General features: G+C 51.6%; 23 protein-coding genes and 2 pseudogenes. 11 read left to right on the forward strand and 14 right to left on the reverse strand.

The window, feature by feature from the left end:
• The 4 genes and pseudogenes from Q0W37_RS12410 to Q0W37_RS12425 all read left to right on the forward strand — a co-directional run.
• A pseudogene (locus Q0W37_RS12410) lies at window positions 1-302 on the forward strand (CMP deaminase); the annotation flags it as partial.
• Window positions 303-450: 148 nt separating this feature from the next.
• A complete protein-coding gene (locus Q0W37_RS12415; protein ID WP_297701872.1) occupies window positions 451-1401 on the forward strand; it encodes a TIGR02147 family protein in 951 nt (316 codons plus the stop codon).
• Complete coding sequence (locus tag Q0W37_RS12420) at window positions 1394-3145, forward strand: right-handed parallel beta-helix repeat-containing protein (RefSeq protein WP_297701873.1); 1752 nt, start codon at window positions 1394-1396, stop codon at window positions 3143-3145. The genes Q0W37_RS12415 and Q0W37_RS12420 overlap by 8 nt, the downstream gene beginning before the upstream one ends.
• Before the next feature lie 56 nt (window positions 3146-3201).
• On the forward strand, window positions 3202-3510 hold the full coding sequence (locus tag Q0W37_RS12425) for a hypothetical protein (protein WP_297701874.1): 309 nt from the start codon (window positions 3202-3204) through the stop codon (window positions 3508-3510).
• A gap of 106 nt (window positions 3511-3616) precedes the next feature.
• Here the strand turns inward: Q0W37_RS12425 and Q0W37_RS12430 are convergent, their stop codons facing one another.
• Together Q0W37_RS12430 and Q0W37_RS12435 are read right to left on the reverse strand one after the other, a co-directional pair.
• On the reverse strand, window positions 3617-4333 hold the full coding sequence (locus tag Q0W37_RS12430; RefSeq protein WP_297701897.1) for an FISUMP domain-containing protein: 717 nt from the start codon (window positions 4331-4333) through the stop codon (window positions 3617-3619).
• 85 nt (window positions 4334-4418) lie between these two features.
• Window positions 4419-5195, reverse strand: coding sequence for a phosphatase PAP2 family protein (locus tag Q0W37_RS12435; protein WP_297701875.1), 777 nt, complete (start codon window positions 5193-5195; stop codon window positions 4419-4421).
• Window positions 5196-5295: 100 nt separating this feature from the next.
• On the opposite strand from Q0W37_RS12435, the gene Q0W37_RS12440 reads away from it, so the two are divergent.
• From Q0W37_RS12440 to Q0W37_RS12450, 3 genes are all read left to right on the forward strand, one after another.
• Window positions 5296-6243 carry a metalloregulator ArsR/SmtB family transcription factor gene (locus tag Q0W37_RS12440; protein WP_297701876.1) on the forward strand — a complete coding sequence of 316 codons (948 nt, stop codon included), beginning with the start codon at window positions 5296-5298 and terminating at the stop codon, window positions 6241-6243.
• Between the two features lie 191 nt (window positions 6244-6434).
• Window positions 6435-6557: a hypothetical protein gene (locus Q0W37_RS12445; RefSeq protein ID WP_297701877.1), complete on the forward strand. Its 123-nt coding sequence runs from the start codon at window positions 6435-6437 to the stop codon at window positions 6555-6557.
• A 137-nt stretch (window positions 6558-6694) separates the two neighbouring features.
• Entirely contained in the window at window positions 6695-9511 is a 2817-nt protein-coding gene (locus Q0W37_RS12450; RefSeq protein ID WP_297701878.1) for a YfhO family protein, read from the forward strand.
• A gap of 3 nt (window positions 9512-9514) precedes the next feature.
• Here the strand turns inward: Q0W37_RS12450 and Q0W37_RS12455 are convergent, their stop codons facing one another.
• The 7 genes from Q0W37_RS12455 to Q0W37_RS12480 form a co-directional block, all read right to left on the reverse strand.
• Entirely contained in the window at window positions 9515-10402 is an 888-nt protein-coding gene (locus tag Q0W37_RS12455) for a hypothetical protein (protein WP_297701879.1), read from the reverse strand.
• An 86-nt stretch (window positions 10403-10488) separates the two neighbouring features.
• Window positions 10489-10656 carry a hypothetical protein gene (locus Q0W37_RS12460; RefSeq protein WP_297701880.1) on the reverse strand — a complete coding sequence of 56 codons (168 nt, stop codon included), beginning with the start codon at window positions 10654-10656 and terminating at the stop codon, window positions 10489-10491.
• 127 nt (window positions 10657-10783) lie between these two features.
• Window positions 10784-10945: a hypothetical protein gene (locus Q0W37_RS12465; protein ID WP_297701881.1), complete on the reverse strand. Its 162-nt coding sequence runs from the start codon at window positions 10943-10945 to the stop codon at window positions 10784-10786.
• A 47-nt stretch (window positions 10946-10992) separates the two neighbouring features.
• Window positions 10993-11694, reverse strand: coding sequence for a class I tRNA ligase family protein (locus Q0W37_RS12470; RefSeq protein ID WP_297701882.1), 702 nt, complete (start codon window positions 11692-11694; stop codon window positions 10993-10995).
• 236 nt (window positions 11695-11930) lie between these two features.
• Window positions 11931-12347, reverse strand: coding sequence for a hypothetical protein (locus tag Q0W37_RS12475; protein ID WP_297701883.1), 417 nt, complete (start codon window positions 12345-12347; stop codon window positions 11931-11933).
• 85 nt (window positions 12348-12432) lie between these two features.
• Window positions 12433-12666, reverse strand: a complete 234-nt coding sequence (locus tag Q0W37_RS15450) for a zinc ribbon domain-containing protein (RefSeq protein ID WP_367186278.1) — start codon at window positions 12664-12666, stop codon at window positions 12433-12435.
• A 10-nt stretch (window positions 12667-12676) separates the two neighbouring features.
• A complete protein-coding gene (locus Q0W37_RS12480) occupies window positions 12677-13201 on the reverse strand; it encodes a zinc ribbon domain-containing protein (RefSeq protein ID WP_297701884.1) in 525 nt (174 codons plus the stop codon).
• A 549-nt stretch (window positions 13202-13750) separates the two neighbouring features.
• Here Q0W37_RS12480 and Q0W37_RS12485 point away from each other — a divergent pair.
• Both Q0W37_RS12485 and Q0W37_RS12490 read left to right on the forward strand, forming a co-directional pair.
• Window positions 13751-14014: a type II toxin-antitoxin system RelB/DinJ family antitoxin gene (locus Q0W37_RS12485; protein ID WP_088656585.1), complete on the forward strand. Its 264-nt coding sequence runs from the start codon at window positions 13751-13753 to the stop codon at window positions 14012-14014.
• Window positions 14015-14017: 3 nt separating this feature from the next.
• A complete protein-coding gene (locus Q0W37_RS12490) occupies window positions 14018-14296 on the forward strand; it encodes a type II toxin-antitoxin system YafQ family toxin (protein WP_290995525.1) in 279 nt (92 codons plus the stop codon).
• A gap of 118 nt (window positions 14297-14414) precedes the next feature.
• Here Q0W37_RS12490 and Q0W37_RS12495 read toward each other — a convergent pair whose 3' ends face one another.
• The 3 genes from Q0W37_RS12495 to Q0W37_RS12505 all read right to left on the reverse strand — a co-directional run bounded on the left by Q0W37_RS12495 (window position 14415) and on the right by Q0W37_RS12505 (window position 17812).
• Entirely contained in the window at window positions 14415-17162 is a 2748-nt protein-coding gene (locus Q0W37_RS12495) for a valine--tRNA ligase (protein WP_297701885.1), read from the reverse strand.
• 115 nt (window positions 17163-17277) lie between these two features.
• Window positions 17278-17556 (reverse strand): DUF4160 domain-containing protein, encoded by a 279-nt coding sequence (locus tag Q0W37_RS12500; protein WP_297701886.1) that lies wholly within the window; start codon window positions 17554-17556, stop codon window positions 17278-17280.
• Window positions 17540-17812, reverse strand: a complete 273-nt coding sequence (locus Q0W37_RS12505) for a hypothetical protein (RefSeq protein ID WP_297701887.1) — start codon at window positions 17810-17812, stop codon at window positions 17540-17542. The genes Q0W37_RS12500 and Q0W37_RS12505 overlap by 17 nt, the downstream gene beginning before the upstream one ends.
• A 384-nt stretch (window positions 17813-18196) precedes the next feature.
• Between Q0W37_RS12505 and Q0W37_RS15455 the strand changes: the two are divergent.
• A pseudogene (locus tag Q0W37_RS15455) lies at window positions 18197-19000 on the forward strand (KilA-N domain-containing protein).
• A 332-nt stretch (window positions 19001-19332) separates the two neighbouring features.
• Here the strand turns inward: Q0W37_RS15455 and Q0W37_RS12520 are convergent.
• Together Q0W37_RS12520 and Q0W37_RS12525 are read right to left on the reverse strand one after the other, a co-directional pair.
• A complete protein-coding gene (locus Q0W37_RS12520; RefSeq protein WP_297701890.1) occupies window positions 19333-19536 on the reverse strand; it encodes a hypothetical protein in 204 nt (67 codons plus the stop codon).
• 20 nt (window positions 19537-19556) lie between these two features.
• Window positions 19557-20990, reverse strand: coding sequence for an HNH endonuclease (locus tag Q0W37_RS12525; protein WP_297701891.1), 1434 nt, complete (start codon window positions 20988-20990; stop codon window positions 19557-19559).
• A gap of 86 nt (window positions 20991-21076) precedes the next feature.
• Here Q0W37_RS12525 and Q0W37_RS12530 point away from each other — a divergent pair, with 86 nt between their 5' ends.
• Complete coding sequence (locus Q0W37_RS12530; RefSeq protein ID WP_297701892.1) at window positions 21077-22561, forward strand: tetratricopeptide repeat protein; 1485 nt, start codon at window positions 21077-21079, stop codon at window positions 22559-22561.
• The last annotated feature ends 24 nt before the right edge of the window (window positions 22562-22585 follow it).

The raw sequence follows: 22585 nt of genomic DNA on the forward strand, positions 1-22585 counted from the left end.
AGTTCGAGGCCAACAAGTACCCGTTCATGGTGCATGCCGAAATCAACGCGCTGCACTATGCCCGTGGCAAAGTTCCTCCCGGCTCCAAGCTCTATGTGATTGGTTTTCCGTGCGAACGCTGCGCCCTGGATGTGAGCCTTTCGGGCGTTGCCGAAGTGTTCGTGACCAAGGACGATTACGACCCGAAGTCCACGCTGAACAACAGCCGCGACACGGCCTACTATATGTTTGCGCAGGCGGGGATCATCGTGACGTTGTGCGGCAAGCGCATTCGTCCCGTGGTCTCGAAGCCGAACAAGTAGTGTTTTTTTCCCTCGTCGGGTGGCGCAATGGCGGGAAAGCTGAAACTGTGGACGTTAATTTTGTAAAAATGTAGACTTTTTCGGGGAAAATTTGTTATATTGATAACCGGGAGCATTCTGCGCTCGGTTATTTTATTGGATTTTGAATATGGTGAATCTTTTTGAATATCTGAACTACCGTGAATTTTTGCGGGATAGCTACGAGGAACGGCATAAGGGCGACTGGCGCTTCAGTCATCGCTATATTGCCGATCGTGCCGGTTTCGATGCGTCGATGTTCAACAAGATTCTGCAGGGCAAGCGTAACCTGACGGTACGTCTTGTCTCTGTTTTTGCCGATATTTTCTGTAGCGATGCCCGCGAAAAGGCCTACTTTGCCGATATGGTGGCGTTCAACCAAGCAAAGAACCATTCCGAAAGTCGCCAGTACCTGGAAAAGTTGGTGGCGACCAAGGAATGCAAGGTCGAAGAGGTGGCGAAGGACCAGTTCGAATACTTTGACCACTGGTACCATGCGGTAATTCGTGAACTGGTGACTTTTTATCCGTACGTGGGTGACGATGCAGCACTCGGTTTGATGGTTCGCCCGCCGATTACGGCCTCGCAGGTGAAGTCTTCGATTGCGCTGTTGGAACGCCTCTCGATGATCAAGAAGAACGAGGTGACCGGCTTTTACGAACAGACGCAGGGCCTGATTTCGAGCGGTTCGGAATCTTTCAGCACGGCGGTCAACTCTTACATTCAGCAGAACTTGAGCGTGGCACAAGATGCCATGGACCGTTTCGAACGCGGTGAGCGCAATTTGTCGACGCTAGCCTTTGCCTGCGACGAGCCGACTTATAAGGAACTGGTCGAAATGGTGCGTCGCTTTAGGCGCGAAGTTTTGGCGAAGGTGGGGCAGTGCGAAAAGCCTAATCGCGTGTTCCAGCTGGGAATGCAGCTGTTCCCGCTTTCGGATCCGTATCCGCCGCCGCAGCGCCGTGGACGTAAGCGCCGTATTCGTGGGCTTGAAAAGACCGACGGTGATGTGCTGGTTGTTGCGGATGTGGCAGAGACGCGTACTGATGGCGAAACTATCGAAGGGGGTGTCGATGCGTAGTACTTTAAAAAGATCGTGGACTTCGGCTTTGCCGGAAGCCGCGTTGCTTGGCTTGGGAATACTTGCCGTCGCCCTGCTTTCGGCATGTTCCAACGATAAGAGGGATGTCGCTGGCGGTACCGAGGCGGAATCGACTATCGCTTTGCAGTTGCAACTGGCGGACGGCAATGTCGCCGCGTACAGTCGCGTTCGTGTTCTTCCTGAAGATTATTTGCCGGAAACGGCGAATGCCGCAGAATGGACGGAGTCGGATGTCAACGGTTATGTGAAAGTTCCTGTGGAGCCGGGCTCCTACACGGTGGAAGCTCGCCATGTCGATGGAACGGTCGCGACGGGTGCGGTTCGCAGTGTAGCTCTCGATGCCAAGACTCCTGATTCTAGGGTCGATACGCTTGAACTTGGGGCCCTTTCTACGATCGAAGGCTATGTCATGCTTGGTGACTCGATGCCGGTCATTCGCATCGCGGGACTTGACCGCTTCGTGATTCCCGACAGCACGGGACATTTTGTGATCGATTCGCTCCCGGCGGGTAGTTTCGAGGTGCAAATAGGCGATCCGCTTGCAGCCCATTCGGCAAAGATTGAATCTGCAACGGGAGATACCTTATTTGTAGACTGTTCGGCACCGGATGCGGAAATTCAGGTGACAAAGCCTACTCAAACGGCCGCAACTGATTTTCCTGATGGTGATTGGAGTATGCACGACGCTCTCCTCGCCGAAGCCGATGGCTATGCTGCGGCTGTTCCCGGTGGTATGAAGGTGCTTGGCGCGGCTGGTTTTACCGATAGTTTAGGTACTATTTCCGAGGCCGAAGGTGAAATCTGCGTCGTGACGACTACGGCGGATTACGTCATCGTCGAAGATACGACGGAAGTCGATTCGGCCGGAAATGCGAAAACGACCGCCGTGATTGCACCGGGATCCCTTCGCGAGTGCGCCTACAAGGAAGGTCCAATATGGATTTTGTTCGAAAAGAGCGGTACCTACAATTTGGAATCTCCGCTTCGACTCGGTTCCGATAAGACTTTCGACGGCCGTGGGCGAGATATCCGCATTACAGGCATGGGTATTCTGACTCAGGAATCCAGCAATCTGATTTTTGAAAACCTGACATTTACCGCACCCGCTATTACGGTACAGGATACGAGTTCACGCCGAGCGCTTTCGCTCCATAATGGAACGCATCATGTCTGGGTCGACCATTGCGTGTTCGAAGAATACCCGCTGGTGGAACTCGATGTGAAACGAGGTTCCCACAACGTGACGATTTCTTGGTCGCGCTTCGAAAATGCACAGACCGGTGTCCTGTTTGGCCTGGCGGCTGACATCATTATGGATACGGCGCAGAGCTTGACCATGCATCACAATTATTTTGCGGGACTTTCTCGAGACGGTATTCTTGCTCACGGAGGAAAACTGCATGCTTACAATAACTTCTTTGACTCTGTAGAAAAGTCGGGCGTGGTCTGTTCCGATTCGGCGCATTGCCTGATCGAAAAGAATGTGTTCAACAATGAGTTGCCCGTGACGCTTTATCGCTGGTATTATGAGGACGGAACTCCGGTCGATTCAACCGTCGGCTTCGTTAAAATGGTGGAGAACCGATTTGCGTTGCTGGAACCTGCCGACAGTGCCGTGGCTAATGGTGATGCGCTCGGCTACAAGCCTGATTACAAGTACAGCGCCGATGTCGCCGATGTGGGCCTTGCCCTAAAGGTGAAAAAGGAGAGTGGTGCTCGATAATGTCATCCCCGACTTGATCAGGGATCTCCTTTTTGTAGCCTTACTATATTTATAATATGAAAGAAAAACTACCGGCTTTCTTGTTTATGCTCGCTATTCCGCTGTCGATTGTTCTCTACCTCAAGGTGGAGGCGGCTTCGGGCTCCGAAATCGTGGCGCTCCTGTCGGCGGTAGGGCTTTATTTGGTCATCTTTTTTCTGCTCGCGATGTTCTTCAATTCCCGCGCAAAAGATGCGGACGGTAAGGCTGTATCGGCATTGGATCATTTATTTGCAGAGAAAAAGACGAGGGCGGAACTTGCCCGCGAAGAAATCCTGCGCAAGCAGAAGGAAATTGCAGAAAGTCGCGATAACCAATCGAAGTGATTGCCTGATATCGGAATGTACGCGCAGCTCCGCGCTTTGGACTTATAGAATGCAAAAAAGTCGCCCAAAAATTGGGCGGCTCTTTTGTTTGAGGTGTTTTAAACTTTTAGCGGAGGTCGGCGACGCAACGGACGTAGAGGCCTTTGCTCATGCTTTCGTCGGTGCGGTTGATGCTACGGCCAATGCTGCGGAATTCCCAAGAACGGGCGGTGTTCTTTTTCACCTTGGAAGCGGACCAGTAGTGACCGGTGTTGTCGCCTTCGCAGTAGCCGTCCCAGTCCTTGCAACCGCCCTTGCCCAGATTGTTCCAGTCGAGCTTGGACTGGTCTTTCTGGTAATCGCGCCATTCGCCGTCATTGGGGAGGTGCCAGCCGGAGGGGCATGCCTTGGCGGCTTCCTTATGGTTGTAGAAACGTCCGAATTTCTTGCAGTTGCCTTCGTCTTCGAGCAGGCACTGCTTGGGGGTGGAAAGGCTGAAGGCGAGGTTGTTTTTCATCCATGCCTTGTCGCCCTTGATTTCGACCTTGTAGGTCTTGCCGTCACGCTTGTCGGTGAGGGTGCGGCCATCTTGGGAAATGTTCTTGCTCTGAAGGGCGAGCGCGAAAAGTTCTTCGTCGGAGAGGTCCTGCTCGATGTGTCCGAGTTTTGCTCTCTTGCTGGAGGTGTGGGTCATGTTAGCCTTGTTCGAAATCTTGGCGACCTTGTGGTGAGCCATTTTCGGACCTGCGGCAAAGCTTGTGCCACAGCAAAGGGCTACGACGGCTGCAACCGTGATAACACGGGCCGAACCCATGACCAAGCGATTGAAATTGAATCCTAACATCACACACAACTCCCTTGAGGCTTTTTGGCGCCTACACTATTGAATATATACAGGAGTTGAGGAAAACGAAACTTACAAATTTGTGTTATATCCGAAGTGTGATTCCTGCTACATTCGGACCGACCCATAGTGAAAATTTTTGGTTACGGTCCTTGTGCATCTCAAGAATTCCAAGGCTTACGCCGGTGCCGACCAATGCACCTACGACAACGTCACTAACGTAATGTTTGCCTGCGGCGATGCGGAGAACGCTTTCGAGTCCGGCAAGCGAGTAGGCGGTTGCGCAAACGATTCCCTTGTAGGGGGAATTCGGGTAGACCGTCTTGAACCACTGGTCGGTAAAGGTGGCTACGGTAAAGGCGGCGGTGGCATGCCCCGAAAAGAACGAACCGTAAGCTTCGGCCTTGGCGTTTCCCGCTTTTTCCTTGCCGGCTTCCGTCCCTGAACGGGTAGAGGAGGCGTACATGTAGGGGCGGGGCCATACCTCGAGCGAGCGGATGGCGAGGTTGATTCCGTTCCCGATGCCGACGGCCTGCAAAAGCATTACGGTAAAGGTTGCGAATTCACCCCCGGTAGAATTCCCGCTGTACCAGGCGATGCCCCCTACCGCGAGTGGGCCAAGGGCGAAAACGGAGCCGATGTCGCTAGCCCTGTCGGCGCTTTTGCTGTAGCGGCCGGCTAGGGGTTTGTCCCAAGGCAATAGATCGCCCTTGTCTTTTAGGGTTTCGGGGGTGTCCATGCGGGAATAAAGGAACATTCCCATTCCAAACATGCCTCCGGCAGCCAAGGTGACGGGAAGGTCGTTTTCAAGGGATAGCTTGTAGGTGGGGCGTTCGGTTTCTGAGGCTTGTGCAAACCCCATTAAGAACGAAACGGCTACAAACAATGACCTTTTGAAAAATCGCATACAGCCCCTAAGCTAAAAAATTTATATTGCTCTAAAGAAAACGAATGGAGCTTTTGTGGCAGATTCTTTAAATATCCGCGAACCGATTGTACCTAGTATGGATCTCTTTGGGGCCATTTCCGACGAAATGCGCCTTAAAATTCTTTTGCTTTTAGACCAGGCGGAATTCACCGTCAACGAAATCAAGGATATCCTGGATATTCACCAGAGCAATGCGAGCCGTCACTTGGCGAAACTGTCGTCGTGCAACTTGCTCAAGGACCGTCGCGACGGTATCAAGGCGTACTACCGCTTAAGCGAGGACTTGTACATGAGTGGCCGTATGCTGACCATGATTCGCGAAGCCTACGAAGAACTCCCGGACAAGGACATCCTTAAGTGCCGTGCCGCCCAGGTGCTCGAAGATCGCACCGACAAGACCAAGGGCCAAATCCACAAGCTCGACCAGGCGGGCGGTAGCCTCAAGGCGCAAATCAGCCTGTTCGGTCATCTGATGTATCCGTTCGAAAATGCGGTTGACGTGGGCTGCGGCGAAGGCGGTGACCTCACGCTGATGCTCTGCAACTGTTGTAAGCACGTGACGGCGCTTGACTGCGACCCGAAAATCATCAGCGGACTCCAGAAAATACTGAAGCAGAAGGACATCCAGAACGTGTCGCCCAAGGTGGCCGATATGGTCAATACGGGACTTCCCGATAATTTTGCCGATCTCGTGCTCATGAGCCAGGTGCTTCATCACGCCAAGGATCCGCGTCTTGCCCTCAAGGAGGCGGTCCGTATCCTCAAGCGCGGCGGTACGCTTGCCCTGCTTGACTTGGCGCAGCACAAGGAAGAATCCTTCCGCACCACGCACGGTCACATTTGGCTTGGCTTCGATCGCGGTCAGCTCGAATTCTTTGTCAAGGAATTCAACTGCGAAGTCGTTTCGAGCGAAATCATCCCGAGCGAAAATGAAGTCGACAAGAAACTGCCCGTTATCTGCATGATTCTGAAAAAGAAATAATCGGCATGCCCCCGTGTCATCCTGAGCGGAGCCCGACAGGCGAAGCGATATACGAAACTTGGCAACTTGTTGCCTTAGTTGAGTTTGGTTCGAAGGAGCAGGATCTCTACTGAATTTTTTTTCATTTTTCTGTTGCGTGTAGAGAAAAAATTGTATATCTTTGGGTAAAGAGCTTTTGAAAGGAGAATATTATGGGAAAAATTCTTAAGTATGTCGCCATTGCAGCGGCCTGCATCATCTCGGCCTTTGGCGTGTATTGCCTTATCAAGTATTCTTCTGCCGACGACAAGCTCGAAAACAAGTCGGAAGAGTAGTTTAATACGCATCTTTTAGAATTTGGCGGTTGCAAGGAGCATCCGCCTTTTGGCGTATAAAGCCATTTCCTCATTATTTTCATCAAATTAATCTCTCGTCTTTCGTCTTTCGTCTCTCGTCTTTCTACATTATCCGCATGAATTTTTTAAACAAGAAGCCTGCTTTTTTTGTGGCGCTTTCCGCCATTTTCCTTGGAATCTTGCTGATCGTGTTCCGCGATTTTGCGTTCGACCCGAATCAGCTCATGCTCAACAGCGACCAGTTGAACGGTATCGGTAGCCGAATTCTGCGTGCCGAAAGTGCCGTGCTCACGGAATGGGACGACTCCCGCCTGGGTGGTGTGCCCACAATCGACGCCTTGTTTGCCGACGCCTACCACCCGCTGGTATGGGTGCAGTTCCTGATGGACCCCGCACGCGCCGTGGGCTTCAAGTTTATCCTCACGCTGTGGGTGGCTTTCATGAGTGCCATGGCTCTCGCCTGGAACCTGACGGGAAACCGCTGGTGGGCGGGCTTGCTTGGCATGCTTTACGCGTTCTCGCCGGAATATTTCACTTACATTTACGGCGGCCACGACGGCAAGATGATGGTCTTTGCGATTACTCCGCTTGCGCTGCTCGCTATCAGGAAAATTGTGCGTTCGGGTAGCATTCCCTATATGATAGTGCTTGCGCTCTCGGTCGCGTGGATGATTCTCGGTTCGCACCTGCAGCTCACTTACTTGTTCCTGTGGGGCGCCGGCCTTTATACGCTTTACGAAGTCGCCTTCCATTGCGATGCCCTGAAAACTCGCGGCAAGCGTCTTGGCCTTGCGGCGGTGGGCCTCGGCTTTGGCCTTGCGCTTTCGTGCTTCCAGATTGTGCCGCCTTACATGTACACGACGACGCAGTCGGTGCGCGGCGACGATAGCCACACCAATTACGGCCACGCGGTTAGCTGGTCCTTGCACCAAGAAGAAATGGCGCAGATCCTGTTGCCGGGTTTTGTGGGCGTAGACGTTTACGAACAGAACGAAAAGACGGGCGACCTCGAAGGTTCCTCTTTCGTGAGTTTCTCGATGGATGAATACCGCAAGCTGGGTGGAGGTTCTCCGTTCTACTGGGGGCACAACTTTTTCAAGCTCGATCATAACAATGCGGGTACCTTGCTGACGTTCCTCGGATTCCTTTGCCTGTTCCTGCCGGGCAAGCGTCGCTATGCGGCGTTCTGGGGCCTGGGTGCTGTCGTTGCCTTGAGCTACGGCATGGGCGACCATTCTCCGCTGTTTAAGCTGTGGTACAACGTGCTCCCTGGCGTCAAGAACTTCCGCGCTCCGGGTATGGCCCTGTTCTGGTTGCCGCTCTTGCTGGTGATGATGGCTGGCCCGGTTTTGAAGGCTATTTCTGGTGACGCGAAGACTCCTGAAGAAGCTGCCGAAACCGAAGATAACCGTCGCGCCTTGCTGCATGGTTCTGCCATGTACGGCGTACTCTTGGTGCTCGCCTTGATCGCCCGTTATGCCTGGACGACCTTTATCGGCCCTGTCGGCCTGGTGGTGATGATTGTTTATGCCGCCCTCTGCCTTGGCGTAATGAGCCTCGACGACCAGAAGAAAAAGCTCACGGCCGCAAACCTAGCCGAAGCGTTCCAGAAAGGACTTCCGGCGACTCCGCGTGCAGTGCAGGCCTGCATCTTTATCGGCTTTGCCTACCTCGGCGTGATGCTTATGAGCGGCCAGAAACTTTTGGAAGATTCTGTTACGGCGCCCTACTTTAAGCCGCTTAACGAAATCGTGATGAATGCGACTGCCGGCAAGACCATCCCGAGTTTTGTGTTGGTGCTGGTGATTGTCGCGGTGACGCTCTTTGTGTTCAAGTGGAAGGCGGGCATTGCCCAGAAGGCGGGGGTACTTGCTCTTGCCGCAGGTGTTGAACTCTTCTTTATCGACGGAGCTTTCATCCAGAATGTCTCGGCAAACGAATACTTGCAGCCGACCAACCCGGTCGTCGCAGCGATTAAGGCACCGTACAAGACCGATTCGCTGAATACACCGCGTGTGCTTTCGCTTTCCCGCAACAAGGCCTTGAGTGGAAACGCATTCCCACAGTACAATCTGCGTAATGCCGACGGTGTTCACGATAACGAACTTGCGAGCTACCGCGCTTTCCGCGGCGGTCAGAATGACGCCAACTACTTGATGAACATCAATGATCCGACGGCGGTGCATCCGTTCCTAGACTTGATGAACGTGGGTGCCATCATTTTCGATAGTCGTCAGGGAACAACCTATATGCCGATTCCCACGGCAATGGGCGAGGCCTACCTTTACGGCGAAGCGGTCGTGATGGATGATTCTGCAGCCATCAAGACGCTCCAGACTCAGGCCGCAATCCGCTCTTCGACAGATTCAGGGAACTTAACTGAATCGGTGACAGAACCTGCTGCTGATTCTGCCGCAGCTTCGGCCGATAACGCTGTGGTTGATTCCGCAAAGACTGGTTCTGCAAGTGCGGCCGCTGCGGAATCTGCTGCTGTCACTGTTCCCGCAGCACCTGAATTCGGTGATGTCGCGGGAAAGTTCTTCTACAAGGAAAAGGTTATTTTGTCGGAAAAGCCGGAATTCGACGGCAAGGGTAGCGTGGCTGCCAAGGGGCCGATTCAGGGTTACGCTAAGTTGGTTGCCAGTCCGAAAATGGATACGCAGGTGTTTAATGTGACGGCAGACCGCGAAGGCTTTATGGTGGTCGCGGGCAACTATCATCCGTATTGGAAGGCTTATGTGAACGGGAAGGAAACCAAGGTCTATAAGGCGTTTGGAACCTTGCGCGCCGTGCAGATTCCGGCGGGTAAGTCCGAAGTTCGTATGGAATACCGCAGCGCTCCGTTCCACAAGACGGTTCTTGTGAGTGTGATTGCCGCCGTGTTGCTGATAGTTCTCGGTGCGGCCGCTGCCGTTCGCTGCCGCAAAAAGTAAAACTTACTCTTTTAGATAAACGCTTCGCCCGTCGTTGAACATCAGGATGACGGGCAATTTTTTTGTTGCGAAAACGTTGCCTTCGAGAACACCGCTTTTCAAAAGCAGGCCGTTCAGGCTGAAAGCCTTGTACGGAGCATTGCTCGTGACATCTGCGATTAGGAAGCGGCTGGGGCCGACTCGTGTGAATTGGAGTCCGCGGGCTTGTCTTGAAATCTGCAATGCAGTAATATCCTCGGCGGCGAACTTGTAATCTGGGCAAGTATTCAATGTGTCGAGAAGAATGGTGAATTCTCCGGCAACGGCCGCAAGTGCGAGCGGCATGTCGATCATGTCGACATCTTTTCCTTCGTTTCGTCTTCTTGCTTCGGGCGGATTGAATTCACAGCCGGAGTAACCGAATTCTTTGTTGTAGAATTTTTTGCACAAATTAAATACATGCGACACAAGGGAATCCGCCTGTTCGGCCGTTCCCTTGAAAACGCCCGCTTTCTGCAGGCGCGGAAATTCGTCTTTGTACACGTCTTTGTGCTTCACAGTGAAAAGCGAGTCTGTGCGTGTGCTCTCGTCTTCGGAATACGTGACTCGTGCTACCTTGACCACCTTCTTGGTGACAATCACGATCATGGTGGAATCCAGTTCGGACCTGTATACCCATGCTGTATCAGTGCTGGAGGCGTTCTTTACGGCGGGCTCGCGCTGGCTCATCTTGGAGAGGTCCAGGTAGTCTCCTTCGAACAGGTAGAGCGCTGTCGCTGGGTACCCCATGTAGACATCGGTGCTGCCGCCCCCGCCCTGATGGTGGGTGACGTTGCATTCCGCCGCCTGTAAACTTGCGACTCCGATGCCAGCAGCGAATACGCCCGCAAACAGAAATTTGGTGAATTTCATGCTCTTTTCTCCTTATTAACCTTTCGTATGGAAAATAGTAAAAAAAGAGCCCGATTTTCAAGGCTGTCAAAAATAAGTGATTTGAGTTATCGGATGCTGCCGTTTTCCAGCTCGTCCCGCAGCATGTTCGAAGCGGCGGACTTGAAAATACTCCTCATGAATTCGTCGTAGCCGGGTTCACCCTTCTTGGGGTGGCGCCTGGGGGCGCTGGCTGCGATCCTTTTCTTCAGTTCGAGAATTTCCTTTTCGTCCATATTGGCCTCGTTGGTTTGTGGTCCTATTAAATATCGATTGGTTTGCACAAATTGTCAAGAAATCCCTGAAAAAAAAACAGGTGCCCGCTTGGAGCACCTGTTTTAATTTTGTTGGTTTGTCGCCGAATTACTTCAGTTCCTTGAGAGCCGCCTCGTTCTTAGCAATAATATCTTGCTGAGTAGCGAGCTTGGTGCGTTCGGCGTTTACCACAGCTTCGGGGGCGCCGCTCACGAACTTTTGTACTTTCGCTTCGCTCAAGTACCAAATGCTGGGCTCGGTCATATCCATGCAAGCATGGCTGCGACTCTCGCCCTACGCATTTGTCGTTTCGAAAGCTATTTCAGTTCCTTCAATGCTGCTTCGTTTTTGGCGATGATATCTTGTTGTGTTGCCAACTTTACTCGTTCTGCATTGACAACGGCCTCTGGTGCTCCTGAGACGAATTTTTCATTTGACAACTTACGTTCGATCGAAGCGGCGAATGCCTTGGCCTTCTCGATTTCCTTTTCGAGGCGGGCGATTTCTGCGGCCGGGTCGAGGATGCCTTCCAGCGGGATGTAGAGTTCGCCACCGGGCACCACGGCGCTGGCGCTGAACTTCGGCTTGGCTGCCTTCACGGCGACGCTCAGGTCAGAAAGACCCGAAAGTTCGGTGATGATTGCCATGCAGTCCTTCACGCTGGCTTCCGTCGCGGCGTCGTCCACGCTCACCACGGCGCTGAGCTTGGTGGCGGGGCTCACGTTGTAGCGGCCACGCACGCCACGCACGCTTTCCACCACGGCGAATGCCTGGTCGAATGCGGCTTCGATCTTTGCGTCGATGAGCGATTCGTCGGCCTTGGGCCAGGCGCGGCTTATGACCATTTCGCTGCCCTGGAACAGGATGCTGTTGAGCTCTTCGGTGATGAACGGCATCACCGGGTGGAGCAGGTCGAGCACGTTCTTCAGCACGTAGCTGAGGATAGCCATGGCGTTCTTCTTTTCGGCGGTGAGCGTTTCTCTGTTGATCACGGCCTTCTTGATTTGCGCAAGCGCCAAATGCTGGCCTCGGTCATGCCCACGCAAGCGTGGTCGCGACTCTCGGCCTACGCATTTGTCCAAGTAGCTGGAGCAGACGTCGTCCCACACGAAGTTTTTTGTTGTGTTGGGCGTTCCCCGCTGGTGCGGGTCGGGCTATATTTTAGGGGCTTCCGCCATCGCTACGCTCGTCGCCAGCCTCCTAAAACGGCACCACAGTGCCGCCCCAAGGGGTCACTATCCCTAACGCAAAGGTTTTAAAAAATTTTGATTATTAGGGTGATCCTAAATTGACCGGTGATGAAATTAATATTTTGCGTGAGGGATGGATTAGGCGTTTTCGCTAATTGAGCTTCTGAAGCATATGTTCTCGGGGGAATAGAAACCTTTACTGACGAATCTGTAAGTTCTACTACTACACGTAGGCGAAGATTATTATCTAAACAAGCCATAGCGTTGGGATAATAATTTTCTTCAACCATGGGCTCCCCCAAATGTAATTCTTCACATTTGGCAGATTCTCGTCCCAATCCATAATATATGCCATTACCTTCTTTTTGCAAAATGCGAGTAACTGCATTGCAAGCTTCTTCTTCGTAAAGTCCTTTTAATGAGCACGAAGAAATAGACAATAGCAAAATAGTAGGAATGATAAGTTTGCTAATTCTGGCCATGATATAATTCCTATCAAAGGGGGCTGTGTTTTTTTAACGGTTACGTTCAATAGGCGAATATGTCTTTGTTATCGTTTGTTCGCTCCTATTTTACTTTTTTCCCACAATGAATGCAGAACTTTGCGTTTTCCGTTAATATTCCTGAACAATATGAACATTTTTCGGGCAATTTTTTCCCGCAGTTAGTGCAAAATTTCACTGGGGTGGAAATTTTTGAACCGCAATGGGGGCATTTGTTTCCTGCTCCAAGTGGGCATCCACATCGGCGGCATTTGTCTGCATCAGCATCGTTTGTGGCCATACATTTGGGACAAATCATGATAAATCTCCTATTTAAATAATGCTGGGATGATGATTACTAACAAAATGACTATTGGGACGATAATAAGGACTGCTAGCTGTAAACCCCATACCCACGGTTCTTTGACATAGCAATCATTTTTATCCATATATTGTCCCTTTCCAATTTTATAAGCGTCAATAATGACAAGTATTTCATCAATGATAATTGCGAGACTACCCGCAATAGCCATAACAGGATGTATTACAGAAAGAATAATTCCTGCTGCACCAAAAATGGCCTTAGTTATGCCTTTTGATAAATTTCCACAATAGAAATCATGGAAACCAAGCAATCCTCCGAGCAACCATAATATTCCTACGATTCCGGAATTTTTTTCGGATTCTTCTCCATCTTGATCTTCGAAATGGAGATTGGATGTTGGGGATTCGTCAAAAGGGTTTTTGTTTTGTATAATAGTCTTTGGGGGTTCTTCGTTGGCTAAGCGTTTTCCGCATTCGTCGCAGAATTTCGCGTACTCTGGAAGATCCTTTCCGCAATTAGGGCAAAACATGTTTTTGACTCCTTTGTTGTTTTATTTGGTCGAAATCAGTGTGTGAGTTCGCTTTTGTTCAACAAAGAGCTTTGCCAGTTTTTGTAAGGAAACAAAAAAGGCGCAGATCGTTGCATTTATCCATACGGGGCTCTCGACAGCCTCAAAGCGATAAACGCAAACGACCCACGCCCCATAAGGGCTGTTGCCCTTGGTCTATGCGACCAAGAATCAGCTAAAAAGCTGACATAACAAACTGAAGCACACCGCAAAGCGGCGTACCTGCGTGAGCGTCTGCCTCGTTCTCGCTTTGTGAAATGGTCGAGATTTCGTATGGAGAACAAGAGCAAAAACTCTTTTACTCTTATAAAATAACATAAAAATGGACGAAAAATTCAAAAAGTTTTCAAAAAAAGGCGTTTTATGAGGAAAATGGCGAGATTTTGCAAAAAGAGGTGGTCTTTTTTACTGAAAAACTGATTGGTGTAGTGAATTGTCAATACATTTTCTTTAAAATTTATTGACTTGTAAATGCAAATTGTGTATATTTACAGAAAAAGGAGCTTGACTATGGCTACGCTGCAAATGAGGGTCGATGATGACCTGAAAAAGAAGTCGGACGACTTGTTCCAGTCTCTCGGTATGGATACCTCTACGGCTATCCGTATTTTTTTGACATTTGCCATTGAGCATAAAGGGATTCCTTTTGAAGTCCGTCATGCACCCGAGGACTTATCCTTGGAAAAGGCTATTGAAGATACACGTAGTCGCAAGAATCTCCATGGCCCTTACGCCACGGCTGCAGATGCTGTTGCCTCTATGCTGGAGGAATAGCCTTTGTATCAGATTAAGTACACAAGCCGCATGAAACATGACGTCAAGGTCATGAAAAAACGTGGTAAAGACTTAAACAAATTAATCGCTGTATTGGATAAGTTGTCGAAAGGTGAACCGCTTCCGCCCAATAATCGTGATCATCAGCTAGTTGGGACTCTGTCCGATTTTAGAGAATGTCATATTGAACCGGATTGGCTTTTGATGTATCAGATATTCAACGATGAATTGATTCTTTCGGCGACTGCGACTGGTTCACATTCGGATTTATTCGGAAAATAGATTGATGCAAAAAAGAGGCGTTCTAAGAACACCTCTTTTAAATTTTAGATCCTTCGACGGAGTTTACCCTGAGCTTGTCGAAGGGCCTGGATGACACAATCCGCGGTTGCGGCTTGTGTCACTTCAACTCCTTCAGCGCAGCCTCGTTTTTCGCGATAATATCATGCTGCGTAGCGAGCTTCGTCCTTTCGGCGTTCACGACGGCTTCGGGAGCGCCACTGACGAACTTCTGGTTCGAGAGCTTGCGTTCGATGCTGGCGGCGAATGCCTTGGCCTTTTCAATTTCCTTTTCCAAGCGGGCGATTTCTGCAGCCGGGTCGAGGATGCCTTCCAGCGGGATGTAGAGTTCGCCCCCGGGCACCACGGCGCTGGCACTGAACTTTGGCTTCACGGCCTTCACGGCGACGCTCAGGTCGGCAAGTCCCGAAAGCTCGGTGATGATTGCCATGCAGTCCTTCACGCTTGCTTCCGTTGCGGCATCGTCGACGCTCACCACGGCGCTAAGCTTGGTGGCGGGGCTCACGTTGTAGCGGCCACGCACGCCACGCACGCTTTCCACCACGGCGAATGCCTGGTCGAATGCGGCTTCGATCTTCGCGTCAATGAGCGATTCGTCGGCCTTGGGCCATGCGCGGCTGATCACCATTTCGCTGCCCTGGAACAGGATGCTGTTGAGTTCTTCGGTAATGAACGGCATCACCGGGTGCAACAGGTCGAGCACGTTCTTCAGCACGTAGCTGAGGATGGCCATGGCGTTCTTCTTTTCGGCGGTGAGCGTTTCGCTGTTGATCACGGCCTTCTTGATTTCCAAGTAGCTGGAGCAGACGTCGTCCCACACGAAGCGGTACAGGAACCCGGCGAGTTCGGCGAAGTGGTATTCTTCGAGCATGCGGGTGGCGTCCTTGATGGTCGTCTGCAGGCGGCTCAGAATCCACTTGTCTTCGAGCGCGAACAAGTTCTTGTCCATCGGGAGCTCGGCGGCAAGAGCGCCGGCCTGTTCGAGCTGCGGGTAAAGGAAGCGGCAGGCGTTCCACAGCTTGTTGCTGAAGTTACGGCCGATTTCGAACTTTTCGCTGGTGTTGATTTCGCGGCCATCCGGCTGCTTTTCCTTCTTCACCGGCAGGCGCACGTCCTGGTTGTCGGTGCAAAGGCTTGCCATCACAAAGCGCAGAGCGTCGGTACCGTACTTCTCTTCGATATCCATCGGGTCCACGCCGTTGCCCTTGGACTTGCTCATGGTCTGGCCATTGCCGTCCAGAATCTTCGGGTGGATGTACACCGTGTGGAACGGGACCGTGCCCATGTTCTCCTGGCTGAAGAGCACCATGCGGGCGACCCACAGCGTAATGATGTCGCGGCTCGTCACGAGCACGCTGGTGGGGTAGTAGCGCTTGAGCGTGTCGGTGTTTTCCGGCCAGCCCATCGTGGAGTGCGGCCACAAACCGCTGGAGAACCACGTGTCGAGCACATCTTCTTCCTGCTTGAGCACGCGGCCCGGAACGGCATCTTCCTTCAGGTCTTCTTCCTGGCTGCACACGAGGTAGCCGCCGTTTTCGGCCTTGTAGAAGTAGATGTCGTCACGGCCCGCGAATGCGGCCTTCAGTTCGTCTTCGCTAGCATCGGTGTGCCAGATAGGAATGCGGTGGCCCCACCAGAGCTGACGGCTGATGCACCAGTCGCGCTTTTCGGCGAGCCAGTCCAGATACTTGTTGGCGTAGCGTTCGGGGATAATCTTGATTTCGCCCGACTTCACGGCGTTCATCGCGTTTTCGGCGAGCACGTCCATCTTCACGAACCACTGGTCGCTGAGGTACGGCTCGATCACAGTCTTGGAACGGTCGGAGTGGCCCACGTCCATTTCGTGGTCTTCCACCTTGATCAAAAGTCCGAGTTCTTCGAGACCCGCCACCACGGCGTCGCGTGCGGCCTGGCCCTTGAGGCCCTGGAACTTGCCGGCGTTCTCGTTCAGGCTGCCGTCGTCGTTCATGATGTTGATCATCGGGAGCTTGTGGCGCAGGCCCGTCGCATAGTCGTTCGGGTCATGAGCCGGAGTCACCTTCACGGAACCCGTACCGAAGTCCTTGTCCACCAAGATGGCGTCGGCAATCACCGGGATTTCGCGGTCAACGAAGGGCACCTTGAGCATCTTGCCGATGAACTGCGCGTAGCGTTCGTCGTTCGGGTGCACGGCGAGGGCGGTATCGCCCATGATTGTTTCCGGACGGGTCGTGGAAACGGGGATAAATCCCGAACCGTCGGCCAGAGGATACTTGAATGTCCAGAAGTGGCCCTTCACGTGTTCGTAGTAGATTTCGTCGTCGGCAACGGCGGTCTGGAGCTTGGTATCCCAGTTCACCAGGCGCTTGCCGCGGTAAATGAGGCCCTTCTTGAACAGGTTGAAGAAGGCGTGACGCACGGCCTTTGCGCAAACCGGGTCCAGCGTGAAGCGCTGGCGGCTCCAGTCGCAGCTAACGCCCAGGCTCTTGAGCTGCTTCGTGATACGGGCTTCGTATTCGTCCTTCCACTTCCAAATGCGTTCCACCAGCGCGTCGCGGCCGATGTCGTGGCGGGTCTTGTGTTCGTCCTGGAAAAGGCGCTTTTCGACAACTGCCTGCGTGGCAATGCCCGCGTGGTCCGTACCCGGAATCCACAGCGTGTCGCGGCCCGTCTTACGGCGGTAGCGTACCAAAATGTCCTGGAGCGTATCGTTGAGTGCGTGTCCCAGATGGAGCGCGCCGGTAACGTTCGGGGGCGGAATCACGACCGAGAACGGTTCGCCCTTTCCGCTGGGTGCAAAACTGTTATTCTCAGCCCAGGTCTTGTGCCATCGGGCTTCCACATCTTTAGAATTGTAACGAGTTTCCATAGTGGGTACAAATTTAGAAAAGTAGGTGCATCGTGGCAAAAGGGATTATACAAAAAGGGGAGAGGAAAACGTTGCTTTCCTATGTGAAGGCTGCTATTCTGTGATTCACATGTCTTTAGCAGAAATACGATATCTCGTTAAAGAATTCCGTCCATTTTTTTACAATCTCTTCATTACGAGCCTCGATAATTCGGAGAATGTTCTGCAAAACATGCGGGTTGATATGCGAATTATTATGAGCCAAGAGACATTTCCCGGCCTTCGTAATCCAAACTTTGGTTGCGTTTGCAGAAGGCGTGCCTTCCGACACATGAACGTGAATTGGTTCTAACGGGTTATTCTCGTTAGACCAGAAATAAACCCAGAATGATCCGATCTTAAAGATTTGTGGCATTGCTAAAACCGCCTTTCTGAGAAAATTCCATTATCAAATGAGCCGTAGACTCAATCACTTTCTTATAGCGATCGATTTCCTCATCTGAAAAACCGAATATATCTTCCCATGTATAGGAGGGTAAGTAGCATGTTGCTCGGTGGAAGCCGTCCTTCGCGTCGGGCTTCTCAATGTACACCTTGACGCGACCGTCCTTTCCCATTTCGGAATGGACTATTTCAGCGTTGTCGTCAAGTGTCATGAATGGGTACATCATATTGCTTACAGGCAATATAACATTTTTCGGCCTGATTTGGCTAGTATTCATTTTTTTTGCTCCTTCCCGCAAACATGCTCGAAATTGCGGGTCTTAAAAGGCTCTGTCGGGTCAAACTGTACACTTGTGCCCGGCTAGCAAAAAATCCTCAATCCGTAAGCCCTTCCAAAACTGTTTTTCGGCTGCATGACCGATGTTTTTACGCTGAAATGACTGTTCGGCGGTCCGCAGCATATTCGCAGCTATACGGCCTGGCCTAACAGAGCCAAAGGGTCATTTTCGCAGCTTTTTCGCAGTTTCGACCCAAAAGTACGGCCTGGCCCGACAGAGCCGCTCAAAAATTTAAACACTGCGGTTTTGCGCTTGTCCGCAGGGAGGTAAAAAATGAAGTTGAATGTGAAAGACCAGGAAATTCGCCTGATTAAGCATCTTGAAGAAGACTACATCTGCATCACCGACATCGCCAAATGGAAAAATCCTGATGCCAATGCCGTAATAGCGAATTGGATGCGAAACAGAAACGTTTTGGAATACCTGGGACTTTGGGAAAAGCTGTATAATCCCGATTTTAAACCCCTCGAATTCGAGGGGTTTAGAAAGGAGGCCGGACTCCACGCCTTCACATTATCTCCTCAAAAATGGATTTCTGCAACCAATGCAATCGGAATCATCTGCAAATCAGGTCGATACGGAGGAACCTACGCAAACAAGGACATTGCGTTTCACTTCGCAAATTGGATTTCGGTTGAATTCGAATTGTATATATCGCATGAGTTCCAGCGCCTCAAGGCTGCGGAACAGGCTCAATTAGGATGGTCATTACGTCGTGAACTCTCTAAAATCAACTACCATATCCATACGGACGCCATCAAATAGAACTTGATTCCGGCGACGCTTACAAAACAACAGATGAACATGGTTTATGCAAATGAAGCTGATGTTCTGAATGTAGCCTTATTCGGATTTACCGCCAAGGAGTGGCGCGATGCACATGCCGATTTGCAGGGCAATGTCCGAGACTATGCATCTGTAAACCAGCTGATTTGCCTTTCAAACATGGAATCGTTGAATTCAGTCCTGATCAAGGAGGGCTTGCCACAATCGGAGCGGTTGCAAAAGCTGAACCAAATTGCGATTTCGCAGATGACAGTACTAGAATCCATCGGAGAGAACAAACTTCTGAAATAAAAAAAGGTGGTCAAAACTTTTGACCACCTTGCCAAGCTGATATTGATTCTAGATTATTTCGCGACCTTCTTGATGTTGCTGGATTTTAGATCCTTGAGGTAGTATGTACCGTGCGGAACCTGAAGACATGAGCACTACAGGTTTTAGAACGGCTTTCATGTTATCCTCCAAAATCGAGCCGCTTATAATCTAATTTCAAAGCGGGGCATTTCCCCTGTGCCCAGCCTATTCTCTGTTGTAGCGAATAACAACAAACTTGAATGTTAATTTGTTCTTACTTGGTGCGTCCGTTGTGCGTTTATCACTCGAGTGCTCAGATTGCGGAATGTCGATTATCCTCGGTTGTCTTTTCCGGGGGGAGTCTTGATGTAGTATATGGCGCATGATACAATGATGCAGGCGACATAGCAGAGGCTCATGAAACAATCGAATTTTTCGGAGCCGCGGAGGCTCACGGGGATGATTGTTGCGTTGATCAGCATGAGGATGGCTGCTGCAAGGACTCCAACGAGGATATGTGCGATAAGTTTACTCATGGCTTGAAATCTAAAAAAAATTATTTGCAGGTTCCGTTTCGGAGCATCGATGCTGCTCCCGTGTGCGGCACGTTTTCGTGAAGTGCCGTCGGAACGAGCATCATTTCGGTGCAACTGAGGTGGTGCGGCGTGAGTCCGTTCTGCTTTACCCAGCGTTCCGCTTCGCTGACGGAAATTTCCCTTTTGGCGGCAATTTTGGCGTAAAGTTTAGGAAAGTCGTCTTCGTTTTTCCCGGTGAGGCCCGCCAACTTGTAGGTTCCTCGGCTCCAGGGAGAAAAGTCGGGCATTTTGTTGGGGTCCTTGCCCGTAAAATGGATGGGGCGTCCGCGGGTAATGGCGTTGACTTCGGGAATGTCGCTTCGCCAGGTGGTCTTGTTGGTGTTCCAGTGCCCGCCGTGTCCGTCGCGAGGCATCAGGTGGTCTCGATCGGCTGGGGGCTTTCTGTTGTATTCCTTGATGCGGTTGGAACGTGCCGTAATTTTGGCCGCCTTGGAGGAACCTTTGCCTTGAGCGACGTACTTGACTAGTCCGTAGGTGATGTCGGCCGCCAGCAATTGCCAGGTGAGCCAGCCGGAAGCGAATGCGCCGATATAGGCGTCGCGGTATTTGTTGTCGATGCCGAGGGCTGCAAAGCTGTAGTCTGTCTCGGCCTTGAATTCATCGACGATCCGCTCGAATTCTCCTTTCATGTAGTCCGGTAGCTGGTCCAGCTTGTTCTGGGCGAACTTTACGATTTGCATTAGGGAATCCTGATTGGCGCTGTTGATGACAAATTCACTTGTTTCGCGGATTTGCTTTTTGGCTTTTTGTAAAAGAGCTTCGTAATCGGTTCCCAAGATGTTTCGGGTGATTTCGGGAATGGCCATGATGTATTCTTCGATTTCCTGATAGCCGACGGTGACCCCGCGTCCGTAACCTGCGATGATTGCAAGGACTAGCAGAGAATCGATCTCGGTGGGGAGATTATTTATTTTATCTGTAACATATTTTCCGGAGGTGGTGAGGAATTGGTCTGTTGCGTTTGCGATTTCTTCGCCTGAAAGTAGCGACACCGTAGAAACAAAACTGTTCTTTATGGATTGCGCTCCCTGGGAAATGCTTTCGGCGGAGGCCTTGATGCTTTCGTTGGTTGCGTTAAGGATTTGCGTTGTCCTTTGGGCGAAGGCGACAAGGGTATGGTCCAGGTCAATTTCGTTGTAGATTCGTAGCGCCTCTGTGGCGAGGGTGTCTATGGTATGGATTCCGTCTTCAAAGGATTCGAAAATGGCGGTGGAGTCGTTGATCGCTTTCCATTGAGTTTCGATATTGTTCTTGGCGTCGAATGTGGTCCTTGAAACGAGTGTTCCGGTTTCGTCGTAAATGGATTCAGGGACGCGCGGCGTTGATGCACAAGATACGAACAGTAGCGAAAGGGCTACACAAACAAGGCTGCTTTTTAAGAAATCAAGTATCATGGTGCAAACGGGGAATCTCTTTATATTATCGTTCAAAAGTTAGGAAATGGTAAAATGAAAATGATCTTTTTTGCTAAATTAGGAGTATGAATATCCGAATTTCTGCGATTGCGTTAGCTTGTCTTGTGGGGTTGGCTTTTAGTGCGGACCCGCGTATGGAACAGGGTGCCCGGTTTGAGGCAAAAGGCGATTTTGAAATGGCGCTTGGCGAGTACCGTGCTATTTTGGCGGAAAACCCGAAGAATGCCGAAGCCTATTTCGCGGCGGCGCAAGTCCGTATGAAAATGAAGGATTACAGCGGGGCGCTTGCGAACTATCGCCTTGCATACAAGTTTGAACCGACGATGAGCGCCGCTTACGAAGGCGCTGCTAAGGTTTATGAGGCCCTCGGTCAAAAGGCGAAGGCGGAGGCCGAACGTGCCAAGGACCCGAAAAACAATCCCGTAGCGGAAGCTCCTGCCGAAACTGCTCCTGCTGTGGCCGAGGAAGCTCCTGCGGCTAAGGCTGAACCCGCTCCGAAGGCAGAAACTGCCGAAGCTCCGAAACCGGCTGCTGCGCCTGTAGCCGAAACGCCGAAAACGGCGACTGCTCCGGAACCTACGAAGGTCGCTGAGCCTGCCGAAGCACCTAAGCAACCCGCGAAGGCCGAAACCAAGGCCGCCGAAGCGCCCAAGCAGGAACCTGCAAAGACTGAGACCGCTCTCCCGACCGATCCGTTCGAAAAGGGAAAAATGCTCTACGCCGAGGGCAAGTATAAGGAAGCCGCCCCGATGTGGCGCGAGGTTCTGCGCAAACAGCCGGGACATGCCGGTGCGTATTTCTACGCGGGCCTTACCCGTTACCAGCTCGGCGAAATGGATAAGGCTGAATTTAACTTGAAGAAGGGCCTTGAATACAAGGAAGAAGGCAACGACGCGAACTATTTCCTCGCCTTGATTGCAAAGAACAATAAGAAGCCCGATCAGGAACTCAAGTTCTTGGCCGCCTACATGAAGAAGGCCGCTCCGAACGCCAAGTATCGCTCCGCTGCGGAAAGTCGCATCGCCGAAATCAAGGCTGAAAAAGAAGCGAAAAATCAGCCTGCCGCAGATGCCGCTCCAGCAACCGAGGCTGTCGCGAAGGCTGAATCAAAGTCTGTCGATGCTCCGAAGACGGCTGAAGCCGCTCCTGCCCAGAAGGCCCCTGAGCTTGCCGAAGGGCCGACCGGTAAGACCATTGAGCCTGCCGAAGGGCCGGCCGCTAAGGTCGCCGACATTGCCGATGCTCCGTCTGGCACGCCGACTCTTGACAACGCAAACCTGCTCTACAGCGCGGGAAGCATCGAGTCCGCACTCAAGATGTACAAGGCTTTGCTTGAAACCGAACAGCAACCCGAAGACCGCTACTTCACCATGTTGCAGCTGGGCAACGCTTACCGTGAACTCCGCGACTTCCACAGCGCCGTGGTGCGTTACCGCGAAGTGGTGCAGCAGTTCCCGGATTCCGACTGGGCTGCCGAAGCCGAACGCGCGCTCGAAGATGCCGTGTGGCTCGAAAAGCATGCTTCCGAGCTGCCGCGCCGTACGCGATAAAATTTTTTTAGGTTAGGAGAAAAT

Source organism: uncultured Fibrobacter sp. (genome assembly GCF_947166265.1).
Lineage (GTDB): Bacteria > Fibrobacterota > Fibrobacteria > Fibrobacterales > Fibrobacteraceae > Fibrobacter.